Source organism: Halomonas sp. TA22, from assembly GCF_013009075.1.
Classification (GTDB): domain Bacteria; phylum Pseudomonadota; class Gammaproteobacteria; order Pseudomonadales; family Halomonadaceae; genus TA22.
In genome coordinates this window covers 3,585,183-3,607,216 of the sequence record NZ_CP053108.1, presented here as the reverse complement: position 1 = coordinate 3,607,216, position 22,034 = coordinate 3,585,183, and the positions used below count along the sequence as shown (strand labels likewise).

Annotated in this window: 21 protein-coding genes and 1 pseudogene; 6 read left to right on the top strand and 16 right to left on the bottom strand. The window is 62.4% G+C overall.

Annotated elements, in window-relative coordinates; all coding sequences use genetic code 11:
- Positions 1-44: 44 nt before the first annotated feature.
- The 3 genes and pseudogenes from HJD22_RS17080 to HJD22_RS17070 form a co-directional block, all read left to right on the top strand.
- Complete coding sequence (locus HJD22_RS17080) at positions 45-1,724, top strand: methyl-accepting chemotaxis protein (protein ID WP_208655900.1); 1,680 nt, start codon at positions 45-47, stop codon at positions 1,722-1,724.
- A 75-nt stretch (positions 1,725-1,799) separates the two neighbouring features.
- Positions 1,800-2,861, top strand: a complete 1,062-nt coding sequence (locus HJD22_RS17075; protein WP_208655901.1) for an AI-2E family transporter — start codon at positions 1,800-1,802, stop codon at positions 2,859-2,861.
- 18 nt (positions 2,862-2,879) lie between these two features.
- Positions 2,880-2,960, top strand: a pseudogene (locus HJD22_RS17070) (acetamidase/formamidase family protein); the annotation flags it as partial.
- A gap of 67 nt (positions 2,961-3,027) precedes the next feature.
- On the opposite strand, the gene HJD22_RS17065 reads toward HJD22_RS17070, so the two are convergent.
- From HJD22_RS17065 to HJD22_RS17035, 7 genes are all read right to left on the bottom strand, one after another.
- The gene (locus HJD22_RS17065) at positions 3,028-3,318 is read right to left on the bottom strand and encodes a YkgJ family cysteine cluster protein (RefSeq protein ID WP_208655902.1); all 291 of its coding nucleotides are present in this window, start codon (positions 3,316-3,318) and stop codon (positions 3,028-3,030) included.
- Between the two features lie 352 nt (positions 3,319-3,670).
- The gene (locus HJD22_RS17060; protein ID WP_208655903.1) at positions 3,671-4,222 is read right to left on the bottom strand and encodes a GNAT family N-acetyltransferase; all 552 of its coding nucleotides are present in this window, start codon (positions 4,220-4,222) and stop codon (positions 3,671-3,673) included.
- A gap of 67 nt (positions 4,223-4,289) precedes the next feature.
- Positions 4,290-5,585: an MFS transporter gene (locus HJD22_RS17055; RefSeq protein WP_208655904.1), complete on the bottom strand. Its 1,296-nt coding sequence runs from the start codon at positions 5,583-5,585 to the stop codon at positions 4,290-4,292.
- Between the two features lie 155 nt (positions 5,586-5,740).
- Positions 5,741-6,223 carry a DUF4440 domain-containing protein gene (locus HJD22_RS17050; protein ID WP_208655905.1) on the bottom strand — a complete coding sequence of 161 codons (483 nt, stop codon included), beginning with the start codon at positions 6,221-6,223 and terminating at the stop codon, positions 5,741-5,743.
- 107 nt (positions 6,224-6,330) lie between these two features.
- Complete coding sequence (locus HJD22_RS17045; protein WP_302051018.1) at positions 6,331-6,822, bottom strand: GNAT family N-acetyltransferase; 492 nt, start codon at positions 6,820-6,822, stop codon at positions 6,331-6,333.
- 102 nt (positions 6,823-6,924) lie between these two features.
- Positions 6,925-8,247, bottom strand: a complete 1,323-nt coding sequence (locus tag HJD22_RS17040; RefSeq protein ID WP_340163055.1) for an MFS transporter — start codon at positions 8,245-8,247, stop codon at positions 6,925-6,927.
- Positions 8,248-8,378: 131 nt separating this feature from the next.
- Positions 8,379-8,855, bottom strand: coding sequence for a peroxiredoxin (locus tag HJD22_RS17035; protein ID WP_208655908.1), 477 nt, complete (start codon positions 8,853-8,855; stop codon positions 8,379-8,381).
- A gap of 197 nt (positions 8,856-9,052) precedes the next feature.
- Here HJD22_RS17035 and HJD22_RS17030 point away from each other — a divergent pair, with 197 nt between their 5' ends.
- Entirely contained in the window at positions 9,053-10,417 is a 1,365-nt protein-coding gene (locus HJD22_RS17030) for a VOC family protein (protein ID WP_208655909.1), read from the top strand.
- Between the two features lie 12 nt (positions 10,418-10,429).
- Here HJD22_RS17030 and HJD22_RS17025 read toward each other — a convergent pair whose 3' ends face one another.
- The 3 genes from HJD22_RS17025 to HJD22_RS17010 all read right to left on the bottom strand — a co-directional run bounded on the left by HJD22_RS17025 (position 10,430) and on the right by HJD22_RS17010 (position 12,212).
- On the bottom strand, positions 10,430-10,849 hold the full coding sequence (locus HJD22_RS17025) for a GFA family protein (RefSeq protein ID WP_208655910.1): 420 nt from the start codon (positions 10,847-10,849) through the stop codon (positions 10,430-10,432).
- A gap of 130 nt (positions 10,850-10,979) precedes the next feature.
- Complete coding sequence (locus tag HJD22_RS18145) at positions 10,980-11,369, bottom strand: nitrate- and nitrite sensing domain-containing protein (RefSeq protein ID WP_340163054.1); 390 nt, start codon at positions 11,367-11,369, stop codon at positions 10,980-10,982.
- A gap of 114 nt (positions 11,370-11,483) precedes the next feature.
- A complete protein-coding gene (locus tag HJD22_RS17010; RefSeq protein WP_248730308.1) occupies positions 11,484-12,212 on the bottom strand; it encodes a murein L,D-transpeptidase catalytic domain family protein in 729 nt (242 codons plus the stop codon).
- 266 nt (positions 12,213-12,478) lie between these two features.
- On the opposite strand from HJD22_RS17010, the gene HJD22_RS17005 reads away from it, so the two are divergent.
- On the top strand, positions 12,479-13,279 hold the full coding sequence (locus HJD22_RS17005) for an aldolase/citrate lyase family protein (protein WP_208655911.1): 801 nt from the start codon (positions 12,479-12,481) through the stop codon (positions 13,277-13,279).
- Between the two features lie 58 nt (positions 13,280-13,337).
- Here the strand turns inward: HJD22_RS17005 and HJD22_RS17000 are convergent, their stop codons facing one another.
- The 3 genes from HJD22_RS17000 to HJD22_RS16990 form a co-directional block, all read right to left on the bottom strand.
- On the bottom strand, positions 13,338-13,583 hold the full coding sequence (locus tag HJD22_RS17000) for a hypothetical protein (protein ID WP_208655912.1): 246 nt from the start codon (positions 13,581-13,583) through the stop codon (positions 13,338-13,340).
- Between the two features lie 300 nt (positions 13,584-13,883).
- Positions 13,884-15,737, bottom strand: a complete 1,854-nt coding sequence (locus tag HJD22_RS16995) for an ABC transporter ATP-binding protein (RefSeq protein ID WP_208655913.1) — start codon at positions 15,735-15,737, stop codon at positions 13,884-13,886.
- A gap of 129 nt (positions 15,738-15,866) precedes the next feature.
- Positions 15,867-17,222, bottom strand: coding sequence for an MFS transporter (locus HJD22_RS16990; protein ID WP_208655914.1), 1,356 nt, complete (start codon positions 17,220-17,222; stop codon positions 15,867-15,869).
- Between the two features lie 343 nt (positions 17,223-17,565).
- Between HJD22_RS16990 and HJD22_RS16985 the strand changes: the two genes are divergently transcribed.
- On the top strand, positions 17,566-18,186 hold the full coding sequence (locus tag HJD22_RS16985; protein WP_208655915.1) for a TetR/AcrR family transcriptional regulator: 621 nt from the start codon (positions 17,566-17,568) through the stop codon (positions 18,184-18,186).
- A gap of 18 nt (positions 18,187-18,204) precedes the next feature.
- Here HJD22_RS16985 and HJD22_RS16980 read toward each other — a convergent pair whose 3' ends face one another.
- The 3 genes from HJD22_RS16980 to HJD22_RS16970 form a co-directional block, all read right to left on the bottom strand.
- Complete coding sequence (locus HJD22_RS16980; RefSeq protein WP_208655916.1) at positions 18,205-19,098, bottom strand: ABC transporter substrate-binding protein; 894 nt, start codon at positions 19,096-19,098, stop codon at positions 18,205-18,207.
- A gap of 202 nt (positions 19,099-19,300) precedes the next feature.
- A complete protein-coding gene (gene preA, locus HJD22_RS16975; protein WP_208655917.1) occupies positions 19,301-20,650 on the bottom strand; it encodes an NAD-dependent dihydropyrimidine dehydrogenase subunit PreA in 1,350 nt (449 codons plus the stop codon).
- Positions 20,647-22,026 (bottom strand): NAD(P)-dependent oxidoreductase, encoded by a 1,380-nt coding sequence (locus HJD22_RS16970; protein WP_248730307.1) that lies wholly within the window; start codon positions 22,024-22,026, stop codon positions 20,647-20,649. The genes preA and HJD22_RS16970 overlap by 4 nt, the downstream gene beginning before the upstream one ends.
- Positions 22,027-22,034: the final 8 nt, after the last annotated feature.

The window sequence follows — 22,034 nt, the reverse complement described above, 5'->3', positions numbered from 1 at the left end:
CCCGGCGAGCTGCGCGGTTGGTTCATGCCCGAAGGGAGCGCCACATGCGTCTGAATACCCCGGTTACCCAACACGAGTACCTGCTGTCGGAGGAGGATCTGCTGATCTCGCGCACCGATCTCAAGGGGCGTATCACCTATGCCAATCCGGCCTTCGTCAAGGCCAGTGGCTTCTCGGTCGAGGAGCTGATCGGCGCCGATCACAACCTGGTACGCCACCCCGACATGCCGCCCGAGGCGTTCGAGAATTTCTGGAAGACACTCAAGGAGGGAGAGGTATGGTCGGGGTTGGTCAAGAACCGGCGCAAGAATGGCGACCACTACTGGGTGCGGGCAAGCGTGGTACCGGTCAAGGAGATGGACCAGGTGGTGGGCTACGCTTCGCTGCGGGTCTGCCCCTCACGGGAGGATGTGCAGGCGGCTGACGATGCCTACCGTGCGATTCGGGAAGGGAAGGGTGGCGGCTACCGCTTGCAGCGCGGGGAAGTTCGCCGGAAGGGCGTGCTGGCGCGCCTGGGAGCGACCGAATGGCGCTCGGCGAGCCTGCGCACCGCGGCACTGACGCTGCTCAGTTGTGGCGCGCTGATAGCCATGATGGCCTCGCTCTGGCGCGAGGGCTCGGTGCTTGCCGCGTGGCCGATGCTCGTGCTTGGTGCTGGCCTGCTGGCGATCCTGCTGGGACTCGGTATCAGCATCCATCGCAGCATTACGGGCGGTATCGACGAGTCGCGACGTTTCGTGCTGCAGGTGGCGGCGGGCAATCTCACGGTACAGGTGCCGCCGCACGGTAACGACGACATCGGGCGTCTGGTCGAGGCGCTCGCCACTATGAAGAAGGGCCTTGGCGGCATCGTCGCCGACGTCAATGCCGGCATCGGCAGCGTCAAGCCGGCGGTCGATTCGATCCGCTCCAGTAACGAGGAGATCTCTCGGCGCAGCGACGGCCAGGCGGCCTCCATCCAGCAGACCGCGGCGAGCATGGAGGAGCTGACCACCACCGTGCAGCAGAATGCCGACAATGCCCAGCAGGCCAGCCAGCTGGCAGTCTCCAACATGCGTGAAGTGGAGGGTGCCGGGGAGGGCATGTCGCAGGTGGTGTGTCGCATGCAGTCGATCATCGAGAGCTCGCGGCGCATGGCCGAGGTGGTCTCGGTGATCGATGGCATCGCCTTCCAGACCAATATCCTGGCGCTGAACGCCTCGGTGGAGGCGGCGCGGGCCGGCGATCAGGGGCGGGGGTTCGCCGTGGTCGCCGGTGAAGTGCGCAACCTGGCCAGCCGCTCCGCCACCGCCGCCAAGGAGATTCACCAGCTGATTCACCAGACCAGCGCCGAGATCGATGCCGGGGCCGAGGTCGTCAAGCAGACCGAGGCCTCCATCCAGCGGGTGCTGGGCGCCAGCAGCCGGGTCAACGATATCATGGAGGAGATCAGCTCAGCCTCCCGCGAACAGCGCAACGGTATCGGTCAGATCGGCGAGGCGGTCAACCAGATGGAGCAGGGCGTCCAGCAGAGTGCCATCGAACTGCAATCCACCTTTGTCGCAACCCAGCAGCTGCAACGCGAGACGTGCCAGTTGGTCAACGCCATCCGGGCTTTCCGTACCCGGGCAACGGGCCATGAACTCGTGGGTGAAATGGAGATAATGACACATGGCGCGGCGCTCGCGGCGCCTACCTCTGCGGCACCTGGCCAAAAGCTGCGTCACGGCCGCTACGCGGCATAAAAAGGAGATTCATCCTATCGGGGCGGGACTGGGCAGCTACACTCGGCGGTAGAATCCCCAACGCAAGGAGCTGTAATGGAAGATGGCTTCGGTAACACCGCACGCTTCGCCAAACGGTCACTGATCGTGATCAGTCTGGCCGCACTGGTGGCTGTGCTGATCTACTTTGCCGGTCAGTTGATCGATGTACTGCTATTGGTATTTGCCGGCATCCTGGTTGCCGTGGCGATCGATGGGATGGCTCGCTTAATTAGCCGGTACTTGCCGCTGACACGCAAATGGACACTGTCGCTGGCCTTTTTCCTGATCGTGCTGTTTATCGTGGGACTTGGTGCTCTTATCGGTCCCCAGGTGGCAGAGCAGTTGCCCCAGCTAGTCCAGCAATTGCCTGCAGCCATTGAGCAATTCGCCAGCGTGTTGCAGCAGCTGCCGGGCGGCGAGCAGGCCTTGGATGAAATAGAGGAGATGGAGGAGCCGACGCAATTCATCAATCAGGAAATGATCGGACAGTTCACCGGGATGTTTTCGACGACGTTCGGGGCCATTACCAGCTTCTTTCTCATACTGCTGATCGGCATTTACCTGGTGATCAGTCCCGCCATGTATGCCGGTAACGTGGTTAGCCTGTTCCCGAAGGCGCACCGTGAACGGATACAGGAAGTGCTCGCCATGGAGGGGCGGTCCTTGCGGCTCTGGCTATTGAGCCGCCTCATCTCCATGGTGTTCGTCGGTGTCGGTGTCAGTATAGGGCTGACCTTTCTTGGCGTGCCGATGCCGATCGCGCTGGGAGTGATTGGTGGCTTGCTCACGTTCATACCTTATCTCGGGCCGATACTGGGGATGATTCCGACCGCACTGATAGCCTTGATGGAGGGGCCGGAACTGGCGCTTTACGCCATCCTTTTCTACTTCGTGATCGAAACGGTAGAGGCCAACGTGGTCATGCCGTTGGCCGCCAAGGGCGTAGTCCATCTTCCCCCGGCATACACCGTGATTGTCCAGCTTGCCGGCGGTGCCGTCGCCGGTCTGGCGGGGGTGATCCTGGCCGCGCCAATCGCCGTGGTGGTGGTGGTTGCCGTGCAGATGCTCTATATCGAGGATGTACTGGGAGACGATGTTCACGTATTGGGTGAGTGACGGCTAGCGGAACGCCCTTTCTGCGGCGTCATCGAGATGGCTGGCTGGATTCATCTTCGCGTTGAGCTGATCAAGGATGGCATGACCAAGTACGGCATCAATCGCCAATATGACCGGATTTTTTCGCCCTGTAGCGGTAGGCGGGGCGGGGCCGCTGTGGTGCGCCTTACATGTGCGCTTCGCGCTCAGTGATGCACTCATAGGAGCCCATCTCGAACTCCCGGCAGATCCAGGGGCGGTTCTCGTAGATGCTGCACATCATCGTGCTGCGATCCAGCGCCGAGCACCATCCATCCGCCAGCCGCGCCATCACCTCACCGCCCCACTCATCGGAGACGCTGTGGTGCTCCGGCACCCCGGTATCCGAGATCAGCATGACCTCCAGGCGGCAGCAGCACGCATGGCAGTTCGAACAGCTGATGCCCGGCTCGGGAAGCGTGGTCACGTTGATGTTCATAATGGCGCCGACGGCAAGTGGGCCGTCAGGGTAGCACACCTCTTCATACAACCATGGCCTAACGTGATTCACTATCTCGCTACGGCCTTGCCAGAATCCGTGACTGGGTTACAAAGGCCAGCCTTTCATAGAATCGTTGGCCCCTTTCGTTGAACTGCATGACTTCAAGGTGCATTTCGCTTGCCCCTGTTCTCGGGACCATGCTGCTCAGGAAGGCTCTTTCATCTTCTGAAGGGGGTAGAAAGACATTTGGAGCGTTCTCGTGGTGAAGCCTGTCTATTTGGTGATTCAACTCAACGAGTCTGTTCAGATCCTTGTTTGCGGACTTGCGTATTTTCATATCGAGATGATGTCAAGTGATGGGGTGAGTACGGTCCCCGGGTCCCAGTGCAAGCTGCATCAGTACCGTGTCCCGCCAGGCACCGAACTTGAAGCCGACCGAGCGGAATGTGCCGGCAGGCTCAAAGCCGCACTTGCGATGCAGGGCGATCGAGCCTGCATTGTCGCTGCCGCCGATGACGGCGAGCATCTGTCGCCACGGGCCCCGTTCGCAGCGTGCGATCAAGGTTCGCAGCAGGTCCGTGCCGATACCGCGACCAGCCGCCCCTTCCGCCATGTAGATCGAGTTCTCGAGGGTATAGCGATAGGCGGGACGGGGCCGGTAGGGGGTCGCATAGCAGAAACCGATCACCTCGCCCTCCTCGACCGCCACCAGGTAGGGGAGGCCGGCGGCCAGCACCGCCTCGTACCGGGCCCGCATCTCCTCCACGCCGGGAGGCGTCTCCTCGAACGAGGCGGTACCATACAGCACATGATGGGTATAGAGCGTCTGTACCCCCGCCATATCGGCTATCTGGGCGTCGCGCAGCGTCCAAGAGGGGGCGTAGTGATCGTACCGTGGCATGGCAAGAGCTCCGAGCGCATCAGCTAGCCCAATATTAGCGTATGCATGGTCATTTGCGTCTGTAGGGTCATACAGGTTGCCTGAAGGTATTGATCAGGCGCTGCCGCTCGTCCTCCTCATAGAAACTGGGATCATCGAACAGGTCGGGCTGGGTGTCGTCGAAGATCATCTCCAGTGCCTGGGTACTGGTCTGCACCATCGGCTCGAAGTGTGCCGTATGGGTGACGAGCGCGGTCACATGGCGGCGGCGATAGATGGCGAACATGCCAAGCAGGCTCAATACGCAGGCGATGTAGATCGGCAGGCCGTGGCTGCCGAAGGCGTGCATGATCGTGCCTGCCGCCATGGGCGCCACGGCGCAGCCGGCACCATGCATGACCAGCATGTCGGCCGAGCCGGCGACGATTTCGTCGGGGTGGAGTTGGTCGATCAGTTGCGCCACGGCGAGCGGGTAGAGCGAAAAGGCGAGTCCGCCCCAGACGAAGTAGAGGCCCAGCAACGCCTCCTGGGTTGGTGCCAGTGGCATCATGGCGGCCACGGCCGCTGCCAGCAGTACTACCCAGGTGAGTACGCGAGGCCTATCGTGTCGGTCGGAGAAGCGCCCGATGGGGATCTGCAATAGTGCGCCGCCGACGATGGCGGCACTCATCACCAGACCCACCCCGCCGGTATCGTAGCCAAGCTGCGTGGCGTAGACCGGCGTCATCGACCAGAACGCCCCCATGGCCATGCCCGACAGTGCCGCTGATGCCACGGCCAGAGGAGCAAAGCCCAACAGCGCTTTCAGGCTGCTCTTCGGGCGCTCGGAAATTTTCGGTTGGGCACGGCGGGTCATGGTGATCGGCAGCAGTGCCCAGCTGATCAGGATCGAGATCAACATGAACAGCAGGAAGCCCTCGGGGCTATCCAGTCGCAGTATCTGTTGCGCGATGGCCAGCGCCCCGAGGTTGACCACCATGTAGCTGGCAAAGATACGCCCTCGTTCATGGCTGGCTGCCTGGCTGTTGAGCCAGCTCTCGATCACCGTGATCAGTGTGATGAATGACAGGCCATAGGCAAAGCGCAAGGCAAGCCAGGCCCAGGGGTTGATGAAGATGACATGCAGCAGTGCCGCTGATGCGCAGATCGCCGCACAGAAGGCGAAGGTGCGGATATGGCCCATGCGTCGTATCAGTCGGCCGCTGACCCAGGTACCGCAGATGAAGCCAATGAAATAGCCGGACATGACCATGCCCAGCAGGGTGGAGGAGAACCCTTCGGCAGTACCGCGTAGCGTCAACAAGGTGTTCATCAACCCATTGCCGAGCAGCAGCAGTGCCACACTCCAGAGAATCGAGCGGATCGGGCGCAGCAGTGTTCGCATGGCAGTTCCTAGTGACGGGTACGCTTTATACAAGCAGTAACCGTGCCACAGCGGCCATTGTCGGCTTCAGGTATCCAAACTCTGGACCCGGAGGTGAGTGGCCCGCGGTAACCGCAGGCCGATGGGTCAGTCTATGACTGTTCTATGAGCGGCGCTTACTCGGGCATCGCGGAGGAGTGGTGACTGGTGATCAGCCATTCGTCGCCATCCCAGCGGTAGGTGTAGCTGTAGCGACCGCTGACCACAGCACCGGTTTCGGCGAAGGTGAAGGTATAGAGACCGGCGTCCACGGCGGTGTTGCAGCCGATCTGGATGTGGCTCATGTCGATCTCGCCGGAGGGACGGGCGCTGAGGAAGTGCTCGAAATAGTCCTGCTTTTCAGCGGCGGTCAGGCGTGGAACGTTGGAGACGGTGGGCAGCAGAATCGCATCTTCGGCATAGTTTGCGACCACGTTGCGGGGCTCGCCGGTCTGGAGGGAGTCATTCCAGCGCTCGAACAGCGAGGCGATCTCCGCTTCGCTGGTCTCCCTGCAGACCTGCGCCTGCTCTCCCTCGCCTGTGGCGGGTGGCGCCTGGTGAGCAGCGCAGCCGACAAGCAGGGAGGAGGCTACGGTCAAGCTCAACAGCTTCGGTGTCATAAGCAAATTCCCTGAGGCAAAAGTATGAAAGCCTAAGGTGCCATAACAAGCGTCCATTATCGAGCCGGGCCAATCACCCTTAAAAGGGAAGCATGATGATATCCCGACTAGTCGCGCAGCGCCTTGTACATGATGTGGGTATCCACCAATCCATGACGCTTGTGACGATAGCCGCCTGGCACCGTGCCGATGATTTCGAAGCCAAGCGATTGCCATAGCCTGGCCGCGACCTCATTAGTGGAGACCACGGCATTGAACTGCATGGCGCTAAATCCCGACTCGATCGCCATTTGCTGAGAGTGTTCGCACATCCTGCGGGCAAGCCCCTTGCCTCGCGCCTCGGGAGCGACCATGTAGCCGCAGTTGCAGACATGGTCGCCGGGACCTGCCGCATTGGGCTTGAGGTAGTAGGAGCCGAGCGTCTCGCCGTTCTCTTTCGCCACAAAGGTGGCTTGCGGCACGCCGCACCACAGCCGGTAAGCCTCTTCATAGCCGATCTGCGGGTCGAAGGCGTAGGTTTCCTGAGCCTCAACGACCGATTTGAAGGTGGGCCAGAAGCGCCGAAAATCGGCCTCGGTCATCTGGGTAATTTCCATCACGTCGTCCCGTGTCGTCCACCAGTCTCGGGATTATACGACGCTGACCCCGCAGTGCGTCACGCTGCCGTCACCGCAGGGGAGACGGCAGCGTGACGAGCTTGATCAACGCCCCTGGGTCACGGCATCGATGATGCGTTGCCGCTCGTGCTCCTCGTAGAAGCTGGGGTCGTCGAAGAGGTCGGGCTGGGTATCGTCGAAGGCCATTGCCAGTGCCTGGTTGCTGGTCTGGACCATCGGTTCGAAGTGCGCCGTATGAGTGATGATTCCCGAGACACGGCGCCGCCGATAGAGCGCATAGGCCGCAAGCAGGGCCAGTACGCAGGCGATGTAGAGCGGTAGCCCCTGAGCGCCGAAGACGTTCATGACCACCCCGACCGCCAGCGGAGCGACGGCAGAGCCTGCGCCATGCAGTACCAGCATGTCGGCGGAGCCAGAGACCACCTCCTCGGGGCGCAACTGATCGACCAGTTGCGCCACCGCCAGTGGATAGAGCGAGAAGGAGAGCCCGCCCCACACGAAGAACATCCCCATCAGTATCGTCTGGGTCGGCGCGAGTGGCATCAGGGCAGCAAGGGCGGCGGCCATCACGGTCACGCAGATCAACACTACGGTGCGGTCATGCTTGTCGGAAAAGCGCCCGATGGGAATCTGCAAGAGCGCACCGCCGAGTATCGAGATACTCATCACCAGGCCCACCCCGGCGGTATCGAAACCCACCTGCTGGGCGTAGACCGGCGTCATTGCCCAGAACGCGCCCATGGCAAGTCCCGAGAGCGTCGCGGCGGCTACGGCCATGGGGGCAAAGCCGATCAGCGCTTTCAAGGTGCTCTTGGGGTTGTCGGGCACAGTGGGTTGGCTGCGCCGGGTCATGGTGATCGGCAGCAGTGCCCAGCAGATCAGGATGGTGGTCATGGCGAACAGCAGCGAGCCGTCGGGGGTGTCCAGGCGCAGGATCTGTTGAGCAAGGGCAATGGCGCCCAGGTTGACCACCATGTAGATGGCAAAGATCTTGCCCCGCTCATGGGCAGCCGCCTGGCTGTTGAGCCAGCTTTCGATCACCGTCATCAACGTGACGAACGAAAGGCCATAGAGGAAGCGCAGTACCAGCCAGGCCCAGGGATCGATGAAGATGATGTGCAAAAGCGCCCCCGAGGCGCAGATCGCCGCGCAGAAGGCGAATGCACGAATATGGCCGATACGCCGGATGAGTCGGCCACTGACCCATGTGCCGCAGACAAAGCCGACGAAATAGCCGGACATGATCATGCCCAGCAGCGGGGTCGAGAAGCCTTCGTGAGCCCCCCGCAAGGTGAGTAGAGTATTGATCAAACCATTGCCGAGCAGCAGTAACGCCACACTTCCTAGTATTGCTCGGACGGGTCTTAGTAACGCCCGCATCGCATTCTCCCTGGGTTCTGATGAGATTCTTGAGACCGTGCCAGCTTGGCGTGCCCAGGAAAAAACGTTTTCGATAGGTTATATGCCACAAAGGGCCAGAGAGAGGGCGTGACTTGCCAAGCCGATCCGGTCACCGGCTATTATTAACGCCTGACTGATTACAGCTGGCTGAGTACGGTCTCGGCGCTGCTTTCATGGACGCCCTTTTCGTCCACGCCGAGATACTCCACCACGCCATTGTTGGCGATCAATGCTAAGCGCTTGCAGCGCGTGCCCATGCCGAAGCCGCTGGCATCCATCTCGAGTCCCAGGGCCTTGGTGAATTGCGCATTACCGTCGGCGAGCATGGTCAGCTTTTCGGCATTCTGGTGCTTCTGCCAGGCGCCGAGCACGAAGGCGTCATTGACGGCCAGGCAGGCGATCTTGCCGACCCCCTTGGCGAGGATGTCATCGGCATGGATGACGAAACCTGGCATATGATTGTTGGAGCAACCGGGAGTGAAGGCACCGGGGACCGCAAACAGGACCACGCGCTTGTCGGCGAAGAACTCTCCCGTCGAGATGTCCTGAGGCCCATCGGGACCATTGGTCTTGAGGGTAACGTCAGGGATTTCCTCGCCTACCGAGATGGGCATGAAGTCTCTCCTCCTTGATCGTATGAGCGTTACATGAGCCTAGCAGCAATCGCGGCAAGTAGTGAAAGAGAACCGGTCCTGACGCGCTTTAGCATGTACGCCTGAGCATTGGGAAGCGTGCCCCCGGCACAAGCGCCTGGCGGGCTGGGTGAGTATGCTGCAGGATCGCAGTTCTAACCGAAAAACAAGGAAACGCCATGAACACCGCGCCGTTGATGACTTCCGACGAGATTCGCGATCGCTTCTCCGCGGCCATGTCGGCGATGTACCAGCAGGAAGTGCCGCAATACTCCACCCTGCTCGAATTGGTCGATGAGGTGAACCGCGAGGTGCTGACCGCCGACCCAGTCCTGCACAGCAAGATGCAAGCGGCCGATGAGCTGGTGCGACTCAGCGTGGAGCGCCATGGGGCGATCCGTGTCGGCACGCCACAGGAGCTTGGCATGCTACGTCGGCTGTTTGCAGTCATGGGCATGCAACCGGTGGGCTATTACGACCTCTCCCAGGCCGGTGTGCCGGTGCACTCTACCGCGTTTCGCCCGGTGGATGAGGCGGCATTGCGGCGCAACCCGTTTCGCGTCTTCACCTCGCTGCTGCGGCTGGAGCTGATCGAGGATGAAGCATTGCGGGCGCGTGCCGAGGAGGTGCTGGCGTCGCGCGATATCTTCACTCCCGGTGCCCGCGAGCTGATCGAGACCCATGAGCGGCAGGGTGGGCTCAATGCCGAGCAGGCCGAGCGTTTCGTGGCCGAGGCGCTGGAGACCTTCCGCTGGCATCAGGAGGCCACGGTGGATCTCGATACCTATGAAGCACTGCATGGCGAGCATCGCCTGATTGCCGACGTGGTCTGCTTCCGCGGGCCGCATATCAACCATCTCACGCCGCGCACGCTGGACATCGACGAGGTGCAGTGGCGCATGCCCAAGCGGGGTATCAACCCCAAGGCGATTATCGAGGGTCCGCCGCGCCGTCAGTGCCCGATCCTGCTGCGCCAGACCAGCTTCAAGGCGCTCGAGGAGTCGATCCACTTTGTCGGTGAGACGAAGGGCACCCATACCGCTCGCTTCGGCGAGATCGAGCAGCGCGGCGTGGCCCTGACGCCCAAGGGCAGGGCGCTCTACGACCGCCTGCTGGCCGAGGCTCAGGAGCCGTCCTCAAGCCAGGACAATGCGCTGCACCAGGCTCGGCTTGGCCGCGTCTTCGAGGCGTTCCCCGATGATGCCGCCGAGCTGCGCCGTCAGGCACTGGCTTACTTCCGCTATGAACTCACCCCGTTGGGGCACGAGGTCACGGGCGAGGCGGCGGAAAACGAGATCGAGGCGCTGATCGCTCAGGGGCTGGTCGAGGCTCGGCCGATCGTCTACGAGGATTTCCTGCCGGTGAGCGCGGCAGGGATATTCCAGTCCAACCTGGGTGACGATTCGCGTGGCCTGCAGGCGGGCAATGCCAACCGGGCACAACTCGAACAGGCCCTGGGCTGCCCGGTGACCGATGAGTTCGCGCTCTATGCCGAGATGCAGGAGAGCAGCCGCAAGGCGGTGCTTGCGCGCCTGGCGCGCTGAGCTCAGCCAGGCTCAGCGCGATTCGTTGAACATCTCCAGCGCCTGCTGGCCGGTCAACTCCTGGGTCTGGTTGGCGAAAGCGTAGAAGGCCGGTTTCTCGTCGATGAAGATCTGGGTCTCGAAGTGCCACGCCTCGCCACGGTCGACCAGGCCTATCGGGAGGGCATAGTGATCGCTCTCCCTGAGCCGGTAGAAGAGGTGAGTGCCGCACTGGCGGCAGAAACCGCGTTCGGCCCACTCGGAGGAGGCGTAAACCGCGATGTTCTCCTCACCGGTGATGTGCACCTCCTTGACCCCTTCAAGCGCCAGCATTGGCGCTCCCGACCAGGTGCGACACATGCTGCAGTGACAGGCGGCAACGCTGTGGCCCTCGATCGTGACGGTGAGGCTCACGGCGCCGCATAGGCAGCTGCCTTGGCATTCGATGGTCATGCTGGGCTCCTGCATGGTTGTCGTGTTCGCGCCTTTGCAGTGTAGTCATCGTTTCAGACTTCGCGGCTGCGTCCGTAACAAAAAGCCACCTTGCGGTGGCCTAGTCGTCGGTCTTGCTCAGTACACGCGATCAGGCGTGAGCCACCTGCTTCTCCTTGGCGGAATCTGCCTTGCGCCGCTCGGTGATGTTCTCCACCTTGCGCTGCTTCTCGTAGAGAAAGCGCAGAACCTCCTGGCGGTAGCGGTTGTAGCTCGGATCGTCGGCAAGCGTGATGCGGTTGCGCGGACGCTGGCGGATGGCCTGCTCGTTACGTAGGCTCTCGACGATTCGCTCCTCGCGTCGCGTGGCGAAGCGCTCGCCACACGAGGCCAGGTAGATGTTCGAAGCACCACGCTCCTTCTGCAGGGCATGGATGAAGCGGCTGATGTCGCCGACGATCTCGCAGGTGGTGGCAAGGTGCTCGAGATTGTCGATTTCACAGCGCTTGGCTGCCAGTAGCAGGCGTTCTGCAGGCGTCATTCCCGGGGTCTCTCGTGTCATGCATTGTCTCCCGCCTAAGCCGCTTGCCCAATTTCGAAGCAAGTACGGTGCCAATCAGGACTGGCATGGCCGCGCTAGGCGATTCGTGCTGCTTTACTGTATGGCAAGCGTTCGCTCATCACGGCTGCAGTTCAGGTAAGAGGAGCTTTCGAACCACTCGGCGTCGGGGTAGTAGACGAACAGGTACTGATCCTCCTTGATGCTGTCGATCAGCGGATAGGTGATCTCCTGGCGTACCGCCGGGCAGCCGTGGCTGCGTCCCAGCCGGCCGGTCTGCTCGATGAACGATTCGCTGACATAATCGGCACCGTGGATGACGATGGCGCGCTGATAGGCGAGATCGTTGATTCCCGATTCGAGTCCTTCCAGGCGCAGTGAATAGCCGTTGCGACCATAGTAGCTGTTCATGGTCCTGAACAGCCCCAGGCTCGACTGGTAGCTCTCGGGGATGTTGGAGAAGAGCGTGGCCTCGGCATCGCCGGAGCCGCGCCCGTGGGAGACCAGTTCTTCGAACATCAGCGCCTGCGCTTCGAGATCGAACACCCAGAGTCGTGGCTCGTTGGAGGGTAGCGAGTAGTCGATCACCGTCAGTCGTGCGGCATCCGGGTCGGCACAGGCCAGCGCACTGGCGGCCAGCTGCAGCACCTGCGGGTCGGCACCGGGGGCCAGCCGGCTAAGGGTACGCTCGAGGGTGTGTCCATGACTTGAGGTGGAGTACGCAACATGGGAGAAAAAACCGTCGGCATGGCCGGGTTGGGCTGCGATCATTAGCAGGCCGGCCAGTGATGCGATCGACAGCGTCGAGGTAAAAGAGCATGTCATCGGAAGCCTATTGGGTGGATGCTGACACGCACTTATTATGGCCTGGCGGGCCGCAATGGCCAGTCGTCCCATCAACGTAGGAGGACCCGGCAATGAACGGTTGCCTAGCAGGGAGGATGACGCGGCCTTGCTTGCAGCGCTTGGTCGGCCGTTGGGGCTATAAGGGCAGTGCGACTGGGACCGAGCCTCTGGTGTGACATTCTTCGCCGCGAGAGTGGCTGGTCTGCTATGTCTTATGTACCTCTCTACGTTTGAAGGATGCGTTCATGCATATGCCTCACAACGTCTTCAAGGCGGCTTTGGCTAAGAGTGGCGCTCAGTATGGTTGCTGGGCCGGCTTCGGTACTGCCTATGCCACCGAGATTCTGGCAACGACGGGGTTCGACTGGCTGCTGATCGACGGGGAGCATGCTCCCAATACGGTGCCTTCGATTCTCGGCCAGCTGCAGGCAGTGGCAGCCTACTCGTCGGCGCCAGTGGTGCGTGCCGTCAATCATGACACCGCGCTGATCAAGCAGCTTCTCGATATCGGGGTGCAGTCCTTGATGGTGCCGATGGTGGAGAGCGCCGAGCAGGCCGAGGCGTTGGTGCGTGCCATGTACTATCCACCGCGTGGCATACGTGGCGTAGGCGGTGGCTTGACGCGCGCTACCCGCTGGGATGGCGTGGCGGATTATCTGAGCACGGCTCACGAGGAGCTGTGCCTGATCGTCCAGGTGGAGTCGCGTGCGGGGATCGATAACGTCGAGGCGATCGCTGCAGTGGAGGGAGTCGATGCGGTCTTCATCGGGCCGATCGATCTCTCGTCGGGACTGGGCCATCCCGGCAATCCTGGCCATCCCGAGGTACAACAGATGATCGAACATGCCATCGCCGCTGTGCAGGTAGCGGGAAAGGCGGCCGGTATCCTCGCCCCACGGGAGGAGGATGCTCGTCGCTATCGGGCACTGGGCTGCCAATTCATTGCGGTAGGTATCGATGTCAGCCTGCTGCGCCAGGCGGCGTTGAAGACCATTGGGCGTTACAAGGCCGGGGGCGAGTCCGCCAACCCTTCGTCGCTGTATTGAATCAGCGTGCTCGCGGGAGCGAAAAAGCCCCGGTCACTCCCTGTGACCGGGGCTTTGTCTACGTCAGCCTGACTCCGCAGCTGGGACAGGCATCGGGGCGTTTCTTCATTGCGGCTGCTTCGGCGCCAGCGGCTACCGGCAGCTCGCGCTCCGGGTTGATCGCCACCAGATTGCCGCGCTCCCAGCGCAGCCCGACGTCCTTGAGCATGCGGGGATCATACTCCCGAAGCGCATTGTAGTGCTGGCGGGTGGTGTGGCGAGTACGGATGCCGCGCAAAAGTCGCTTGATGAGTCGAATTGCCATGTTCTCGGTCTCCTTTCTTTCGGAGGCCGGGACTTGTGCGAACAGGGTATGACCGGAGAGGTGATAGCTTGACCGCGACAAGTGCCGCGGCCAGCGTCCTTCGATTAACTACTGGCGCACGGCAACGGGCATGCTCGCATTGCGTTATTGAAAACGCGATGTGAGTTGCCAGTGATATTGACGGGCTGCAGCCAGAGCATGAGGGACGATTCTCGTTGAGGGTAAGTGCCGCGCCACGTGGCGCGACTCTTCTCTTTTAGCCAATCGCCGGGGTAAGCGTCAACCGTTTATCAGCAATGGCTACTCATAACCCTTGGCCTGCAGCCGAAACAGGCTGGCATAACGGCCATCGGCGGCCATCAGGCTCGAGTGATCGCCGTGCTCGAGAATCACGCCGCCGTCGATCACCATGATCTGGTCGGCAGCGCGCACCGTGGAGACACGGTGGGAGATCAGGATCGTCATCTTGGCGTGGCTGTGCTTGCGAAAGTCGGCGAATATCGCCGCCTCGGCGGCGGCGTCCATGGCGGCGGTGGGTTCGTCCAGCACCAGGATGTCGGCGCTCGCGCGCATGTAGGCGCGAGACAGGGCGATCTTCTGCCACTGCCCGCCGGAGAGCTCCTGTCCGCCCTTGAACCAGCGCCCCAGCTGGGTGTGGTAGCCGCCGGGCATGGCGGCGATGAACGCCTCGGCCAGTCCACGCTGGGCGGCTTCCCGCCAGCGCGCCTCATCCTCGAAGGCGCTCACGTCGCCGGCGCCCAAGTTCTCGCCGACCTTGAGCTGATAGCGCACGAAGTCCTGGAAGATCACCCCGACCCGACTGCGCAGCGCCTCGATGTCCCAGTCGCGCAGATCGCTGCCGTCGAGCAGGATACGCCCTTCGCTGGGCTCGTAGAGGCGGGTGAGCAGCTTGATCAACGTGGTCTTGCCCGAGCCGTTGGTGCCCACCAGTGCCAGGCTCCTGCCGGGCGCCAGGTGCAGCGTGATGTTGGCAAGTGCTGGCTTGTCGGCACCGGGGTAGATGAAGCCGACGCCCTCGAAGCGGATGCCATCGCCGGGCCTGATGCCCTGGGTCAGGGTGCCACGCTCGGCCGCTACCGGCTGTTCGAGATATTCGTAGAGATTCGAGAGGTAGAGGTTGTCCTCGTACATGCCGCTGATCGCGGTAAGGCTTGCCGAGAGCGCCGCCTGGCCCTGCTTGAACACCATCAGATACATGGTCATCTCGCCAAGCGTCAGTTGCCCGGCGATGGTGTCGACCACTACCCAGGCGTAGGCGCCATAGAATGCCAGCGTGCCGAGTAGACCCAGCAGGAAGCCCCAGCTCTCGCGACGAATCGTCAGGCGGCGGTCCTCGTCGTAGAGCGAATCGAATATCGCGCGGTAACGGGCAAGCAGCAGTGGCTCCAGGCCGAACAGCTTGACCTCCTTGATGCTGTCCTCTCGGGCCAGCACCGTCTCCAGGTAGCTCTGCATGCGATTCTGGGGCGAGCGCCAGCGGAACAGGCGGAACGCATCGCCGGAGAACTTGGCCTCCGAAAGGAACACCGGGAGCGCGCCGATCGCCAGGATCAGCAGAGCCCAGGGCGAGAACTGCACCAGCAGCACGCCGAAACTGGCCAACGAGATGGCATTCTGCAACAGGCCGAAGGTCTTGGTGACCAGCCCCAGCGGTCGTGTCGACGCTTCGCGGCGGGCGCGGGTCAGCTTGTCGTAGAACTCCGAATCCTCGAACTGCGAGAGCGACAGGGTGCCGGCTTTCTCGAGAATCATCACGTTGACCTTCTGGCCCAGCAGCGCCCGCAGCAGCGATTGCTGCGCCGAGAACCCCCGCTGCGCCAGGGCGATGGCGGCGATCGCGCCTGCCTCGAGCAGGGCGTAACGCAGCACCGGCCATACGCTGTCGAAGGAGACGGACACCTCGTTCTCGCGGTGAAAGGCCATCGCCTCCACCACCGCGTCGACGATCAGTTGGCCGATCCAGGCGGCCACCGCCGGCAATACGCCGGCAATCAACGTGCAGATGGCCAGGCCAACAGTCAGCCGGCGGGAGGTCTGCCACACCAGCGCGAGCGCCTGGCGGCTGTAACGGAAGACCCCGAAGAAGCCGCTCAGCAAGTTGCCGCTGGAAGTGTGGATTGGCGAAGGGCGCAAGGAGAATCCTGGATAACGAAGCTGGGGCGTAGTGTAGCAAGCGTCAGCAGATGGGGCTTACCTGGCGTGCTAAGGCCATGAAAAAGCCGCTCCACGGGGAGCGGCTTTTTACCATGTCGAATCACGGGGCTAGCGTAGCGAGAGGGCTCCGGCACCGGTGTCGTCACCCACCGCCTCCTGGAAGGCGGCGGCCTCTTCGGCCTCCTCTTCGGGAGAGAAGCGTACCAGTAGCGCACAACTGGCGAGTACCAGCACGGTAAAGCCAAGATAGAACAGCCCTTGCTGATAGGTGATCGCTTCCGAGCGGAACAGGAAGGCGGCCGCCACGGCGCCGACGTTACCGCCGGCCCCGACGATCCCGGCCACGGCGCCCAGCGCCTTCTTGTTGATGAAGGGCACCACGCCGTAGGTGGCACCTTCGGCCATCTGCACGAACAGGCTGAAAACCAGCATGATGCCGATCGCCATGGTCAGCACGCGCATCTGCGAGAAGAACATCAGGGCGATGCCTTCGCACACTAGGGCGATGAACAGCCAGCGCACGCGCCCCTTGAGCCCCCAGTTCTTGGCGAACAAATCCGAGAAGACGCCCCCTAGGGTGCGCGCGAAGAGGTTCATCATCCCGAACAGGCCGGCGATCAGGCCAGCGGTGGCCAGCGTCAGGTCGAAGTGATCGAAGAAGTAGATGGCGGCGATGTTGTTGATGGTCAGCTCGACGCCGAAGCAGATGGCGTAGACCACGAACAGCGCCCAGACGCGGATATCGCGGGCGGCATCCATGAAGCTGCCCGAGCCCTTGCCTCTGCCCTTGGCGGCGGGGGGTAGCTCGCCGCGTGCGCGCAGCTCGCTGAAGTTGCCGTCGGGGGCATCCTGGGTCAGGAAGTAGTAGGCGATACCGGTCAGGAACAGCACCACACCGGGGACCACCATGGCCAGCCGCCAGCCGAACGCTTCATTGACGCCGAGCATCAGCAGGCCCGAGAAGATCAGCGGCATCAGGATCTGGGTGGTGCCCCCGCCCAGGTTGCCCCAGCCCGCCGAGGTGGCATTGGCGGTGCCCACCACATTGGGGGCGAACATCATGGTGGTGTGATACTGGGTAATGACGAAGGAGGCGCCGATGGCACCGATGGCCAGGCGCGCCAGGAAGAAACCCTCGAAGCTCGAAACGAAGGCGATGCTGATCACCGGCAGCGAACCGAGGCAGAGCAGCCAGGTGTAGGCCAGGCGCGGACCGATGCGGTCGCACAGTACACCGATCAACAGGCGGACGATGACGGTGATCAGCACCGAGGCGATGATGGTGTTGCCGATTTGCGCCTGGGTCAGGCTGAGGTCTTCGCGTACCACCGCCATCAGGGGAGCGATACCGAACCAGCCGAAGAAGCAGATGTGAAAGGCGAACCAGGAGAGGTGGAAGGCGCGCATCTGCGGGGTGTTGAAGCTGAACAGGCGGATCCTGTTGGCCTTGTTGCGGATTTCCATGGGAATAGCCTCGTCGAGTGACAATGGAACTCACGATCACGGGCCTTCGCCATTGAAGGTCTGGTCTGACGCACTCGTGCTCCCGGAAGGGGCCTGGTCCACGTCAGTCACCACTACCGGTTATAAGCAACTCCCTTGCCAAGTCTTGGTTTTTTCCAGAAAATCATTTGACTAGAAAATCATTCCGGCGCGTGCCCCGAGAAGATCGTCACACTTTGGTGCGTGCGGCTCGCCGGGTGGGCCAGGAAGGGGCAGGCGTTCGAGATATCGCCTGCTTTAGCGTGCCGTAGTGGTAGGCTTGCATGCGAGAGACGATGTCGGCCGTTTGGGGAATGAGCGAAAGATGGCAAAGAAGAAGGGTGCGATCCGTCAGCGCAATATCGACAAGATTCTGCTGGTGGCGGAGCGAGTGTTCGCCGAGAAGGGCTATGCCGGCGCTTCGATGGGCGAGATCGCCCAGCTGGCCGATATACCCAAGTCCAATGTGCACTACTACTTCGCGACCAAGGAGGAGCTCTATCGGGAGGTGCTGCTGGGGCTGCTCGAGGTGTGGAAGCAGGATGCCCTGTGCTTCGAGCTCTATGACGACCCGCGCATCGTGCTGTCGAGCTATATTCGCGCCAAGATGAATCACTCGCTCAACCGTGCGCATGGCTCCAAGGTGTGGGCGGCGGAGGTGATGCAGGGGGCGCCGATCCTCAAGGAGCGGTTGCGCGACAATCTCTACGAGTGGGCGAAACTCAAGGAGGCCAAGATTCGCGACTGGATCGAGGCGGGCCTGATCCTGCCCGTGGAGCCCTCGCACCTGCTCTACATGATCTGGGCCTCGACTCAGCACTATGCCGACTTCGATTACCAGATATGCCTGATCAACGACGACCGCCCTCTCGACGAGGTGCAGTTCGAGAGGGCGGTGCAGTCGGTGACCAGTATCATTCTGCGCGGCATCGGTCTGTCGCCCTGAGCGACAAACCTGGCCTTGTCAGCGCTCCAGCGCGGTAGCCACTTCCTCGATCTGACGGCTCAGGCTCTGCAGGCCACCACCGGAGAGATACCAAAGCTCGGGTGTCAGCACCTCGATGCGCACATCCTCGGCACCGGCTTGCTCGAGCGCCTCGCTCAGCGCATCGCGATCGAGGGTCACGTCGCCCCCGATGGCGGCGCTGCGGTCGATGACCAGCACCACGTCCGGGCCGATCTCGGCGATGGTTTCGGCCGAGAGGGGGGTGAAAGTGCGAGTGCCACGGGTCTCGCTGGGCACGCTTTCCGGGATCTGCGGTTCGCTCAGCCCCAATACCTCATGCACAACGGGATGAGTGTTGAGCGTCAGGTTGCCTTCGTTATGCGTGGCGACGAGTACCTGCGGCGCATCGTCGAGCGCTTGGCGGGTCTCGTCGATACGCGCATGCAGGCTATGCAGGGCCTGTTCAGCCTGTTCGCCGGCAGCGAAGCGCTCGGCCAGGCGCGTGACGTTGGCATCGAAGCCGGCCATATAGCCATCATCGCCGCCCAGACCGGCGTTGATCGCCTCGGCAATCTCCTCGAACTGCTCCTGCCACTCGTTCTGGCGGCCGGTGTACAGGATCAGGGAGGGGTCTGCATCGCGCAGCGCATCGAAATCTGGCGACCTGAGTCCGCCCAGGTCGATATAGTCGTCACTTTGGTATTGCTCGAGATACTCGGGCAGCGACTGCTTGGGCAGGGCCACGACGCGATCATCAAGCCCCAGTTCGTCCAGCGTATCCAGGCTGCCGAAGTCGAAGGTGGCGACCCGCTCGGCAGTGCTCCGGTCGTTTTCGGCGATGGCATTACCGGTGGCGAGCAGGCCCCCGGTCAGCGCAAGCAGTGTGGTGGCGAAAAAGGCGGTCGATTTCATGGTGTCCCCATGTCTGAGAATCGTTAGTATATACAAGCGTTTCTCATTCTTGCATGGCGCACGAGCGTTGTCGCCGACTGGCAAGGGAACGTTGCGTTCGATAAGACGCCAAGAAGGCCTCATCGCTGCCAGCGATGAGGCCTTCTTGAATCTGTCGCACCTTGCTATTACCCAGTCTCTTTATTGCCTGGTTTCCTTACGGTCAAGACGTGACGGAACTCGTTGCGCCGCTTTCGGCCGGGAGCCGGCGAAACGGGTTGCGCGGATCCTCGTCCCAGCTCAGATAGGGCTTGCCGGTATGCTGGGGCACCATGGTGATGCAATCCTGAACCGGACAGGTGATCTGGCATAGGTTGCATCCCACGCATTCCTCGTCGATCACCTCGTAGCGGCGCGCGGCTTCGGCACTCGCCAGCTTGGCGATCGACTGATGCGAGGTGTCCTCGCAGGCGATGTAGCAGCGCCCGCACTGAATGCACTTGTCCTGATCGATGTGCGCAATGGTCTTGAAGTTGATGTCCAGGTGCTTCCAGTCGGTGGTGTTGGGCACCGCCTTGCCGGAGAACTCGGCAATCGAGCGGTAGCCCTTCTGGGCCATCCAGCGCGTCAGGCCATCCTTCATCTCCTCGACGATGCGAAAGCCGTGCAGCATGGCGGCGGTACACACCTGCACGCTGCCGGCGCCGAGGGCCACGAACTCCGCCGCGTCGCGCCAGTTCGAGATGCCGCCGATGCCGGAGATCGGCAGCCCCTGGGTTGCCGGGTCGCGGGCGATCTCGGCGACCATGTTGAGTGCGATGGGCTTGACCGCGCTGCCGCAGTAGCCGCCATGGGTGCTCTGGCTGCCGACGGTGGGTTTGGCGACCATGTTGTCCAGGTCGATGCTGGTGATGGAGTTGATGGTGTTGATCAGCGATACCGCATCGGCGCCACCGCGCAGCGCGGCCTGCGCGGCGACACGGATGTCGGTGATGTTGGGTGTCAGTTTGACGATCACCGGCTTGGAGTAGTACTGCTTGCACCAGCGGGTGACCTGCTCGACCAGGTCGGGATTCTGGCCCACGGCGGCCCCCATGCCGCGCTCCGGCATGCCGTGGGGGCAGCCCAGGTTGAGCTCGATGCCATCGGCGCCGGTTGCCTCCACCAGCGGCAGGATGTGTCTCCAGGAGGCCACCTCGCAGGGCACCATGAGCGACACGATCAGGGCGCGATCCGGCCACTCCTTCTTGACCTGGGCGATCTCCTGCAGGTTGATTTCAAGCGAGCGATCGGTGATCAGCTCGATATTGTTGAAGCCGAGCACCTCGCGGTTCTTGCCATAATGCGCCGAGTAGCGCGACGAGACGTTGACCGCCGGCGGGTCCTCGCCAAGCGTCTTCCATACCACGCCGCCCCAGCCCGCCTGATAGGCGCGGACCACGTTGTAGGCCTTGTCGGTGGGCGGAGCGGAGGCCAGCCAGAAGGGGTTGGGGGCCTTGATGCCGGCGAAGTCGATGGAGAGATCGACGCCGTTGACCAGCGTCTCGCCGAGTCCTTTGGGAAAATTGGTCATGCGGCCTCCTGCTTGGCCAAGAGATCCTGATGAATGGCGTGGGCGGCGAGCTTGCCGTGCTGCACGGCCTGCACGGTGAGATCCTGGCCCGGCGCGACACAGTCGCCCCCGGCATAGATGCCCGCCACGCTGGTACGGAACTGCTCGTCGACCTCGATCCGGTCGCCGATGCGTTCAAGGTCCCGGGCCAGCGGGTCGGCGAGGCTCGCGTTGTCGAAGGTCTGGCCGATCGCCTTGAAGAGGGCATCAGCTGCGATCTCGACCTGCTCGCCGGTCGCCACGAGCCGCCCCTGCTCATCACGAGTCTTCTCGAAGCGCATGCCGGCCACCTGGCCCTGGGCATCGAGCAGTACTTCCTGGGGCCGTGCCCAGGTCACGATGCGTACCCCATTGGCCCTGGCGATCTCCTGCTCGTGGGCGGTGGCCGACATCGCCTCCACGCCGCGCCGATACACCAGGGTCACCTCCTCGGCGCCGAGGTGGGCTATTTGCGTCGCCATGTCGATGGCGGTGTTGCCGGCTCCGATCACCACGCAGCGTCGGGCCATGGGCAGCTCGCGCAGATCGCTTGCCTGGCGCAGCTCCTTGATGTACTCCACGGCAGCCATCAGGCCGGGCGCCTGTTCGCCGGTCAGGCTTAGCTGGCGGCTGGCGCCAAGCCCAAGACCCAAAAAGACGCTGTCATAATCGGTATGCAGCTGCTTGAGACTCAGGTCGTGGCCAAGGTGCCGGCCGTGGCGGATCTCGATACCGCCGACCTGCAGCAGGAACTCGACCTCGCGCTGGGCGAAGTCATCGGTCATCTTGTAGCGGGCGATCCCGTATTCGTTGAGGCCGCCCGCCTTGGATTCGGCCTCGAAGATCGTCACCCGGTGGCCGAGCAGTGCCAGGCGGTGGGCGCAGGAGAGCCCGGCCGGGCCGGCGCCGATCACCGCGATGTGGCGTCCGCTGTTGGGGGCGCGTTTGAATGGGTGCTCGCTGAAGCGCATGTTGTCGGTGGCATGGCGCTGCAGCAGGCCGATCAGCACCGGCTGGCATTCGCTGTCGTGGTTGCGCACGCAACGCTGCTCGCAGAGGATCTCGGTGGGGCAGACCCGGGCGCAACTGCCGCCCAGGATGTTCGCCTCGAGAATGGTGTGCGCCGCGCCGTTGATATTCTCCTCGCCGATCTGGCGAATGAAGCGCGGTATATTGATATCCGAGGGGCACGCCTCGACGCAGGGAGCGTCGTAGCAATAGAGACAGCGCTGGCTCTCGATGCTTGCCTGGCGTGAGTTGAGCGCCGGATGCAGGTCGCTGAAGTTGCCGGCCAGGCGCTCTGCGCTGATTGCCGGGTCGTCCCCGACCCGGGGCAGGTGATTCAGGGAGTGGGTCACGGTAATCG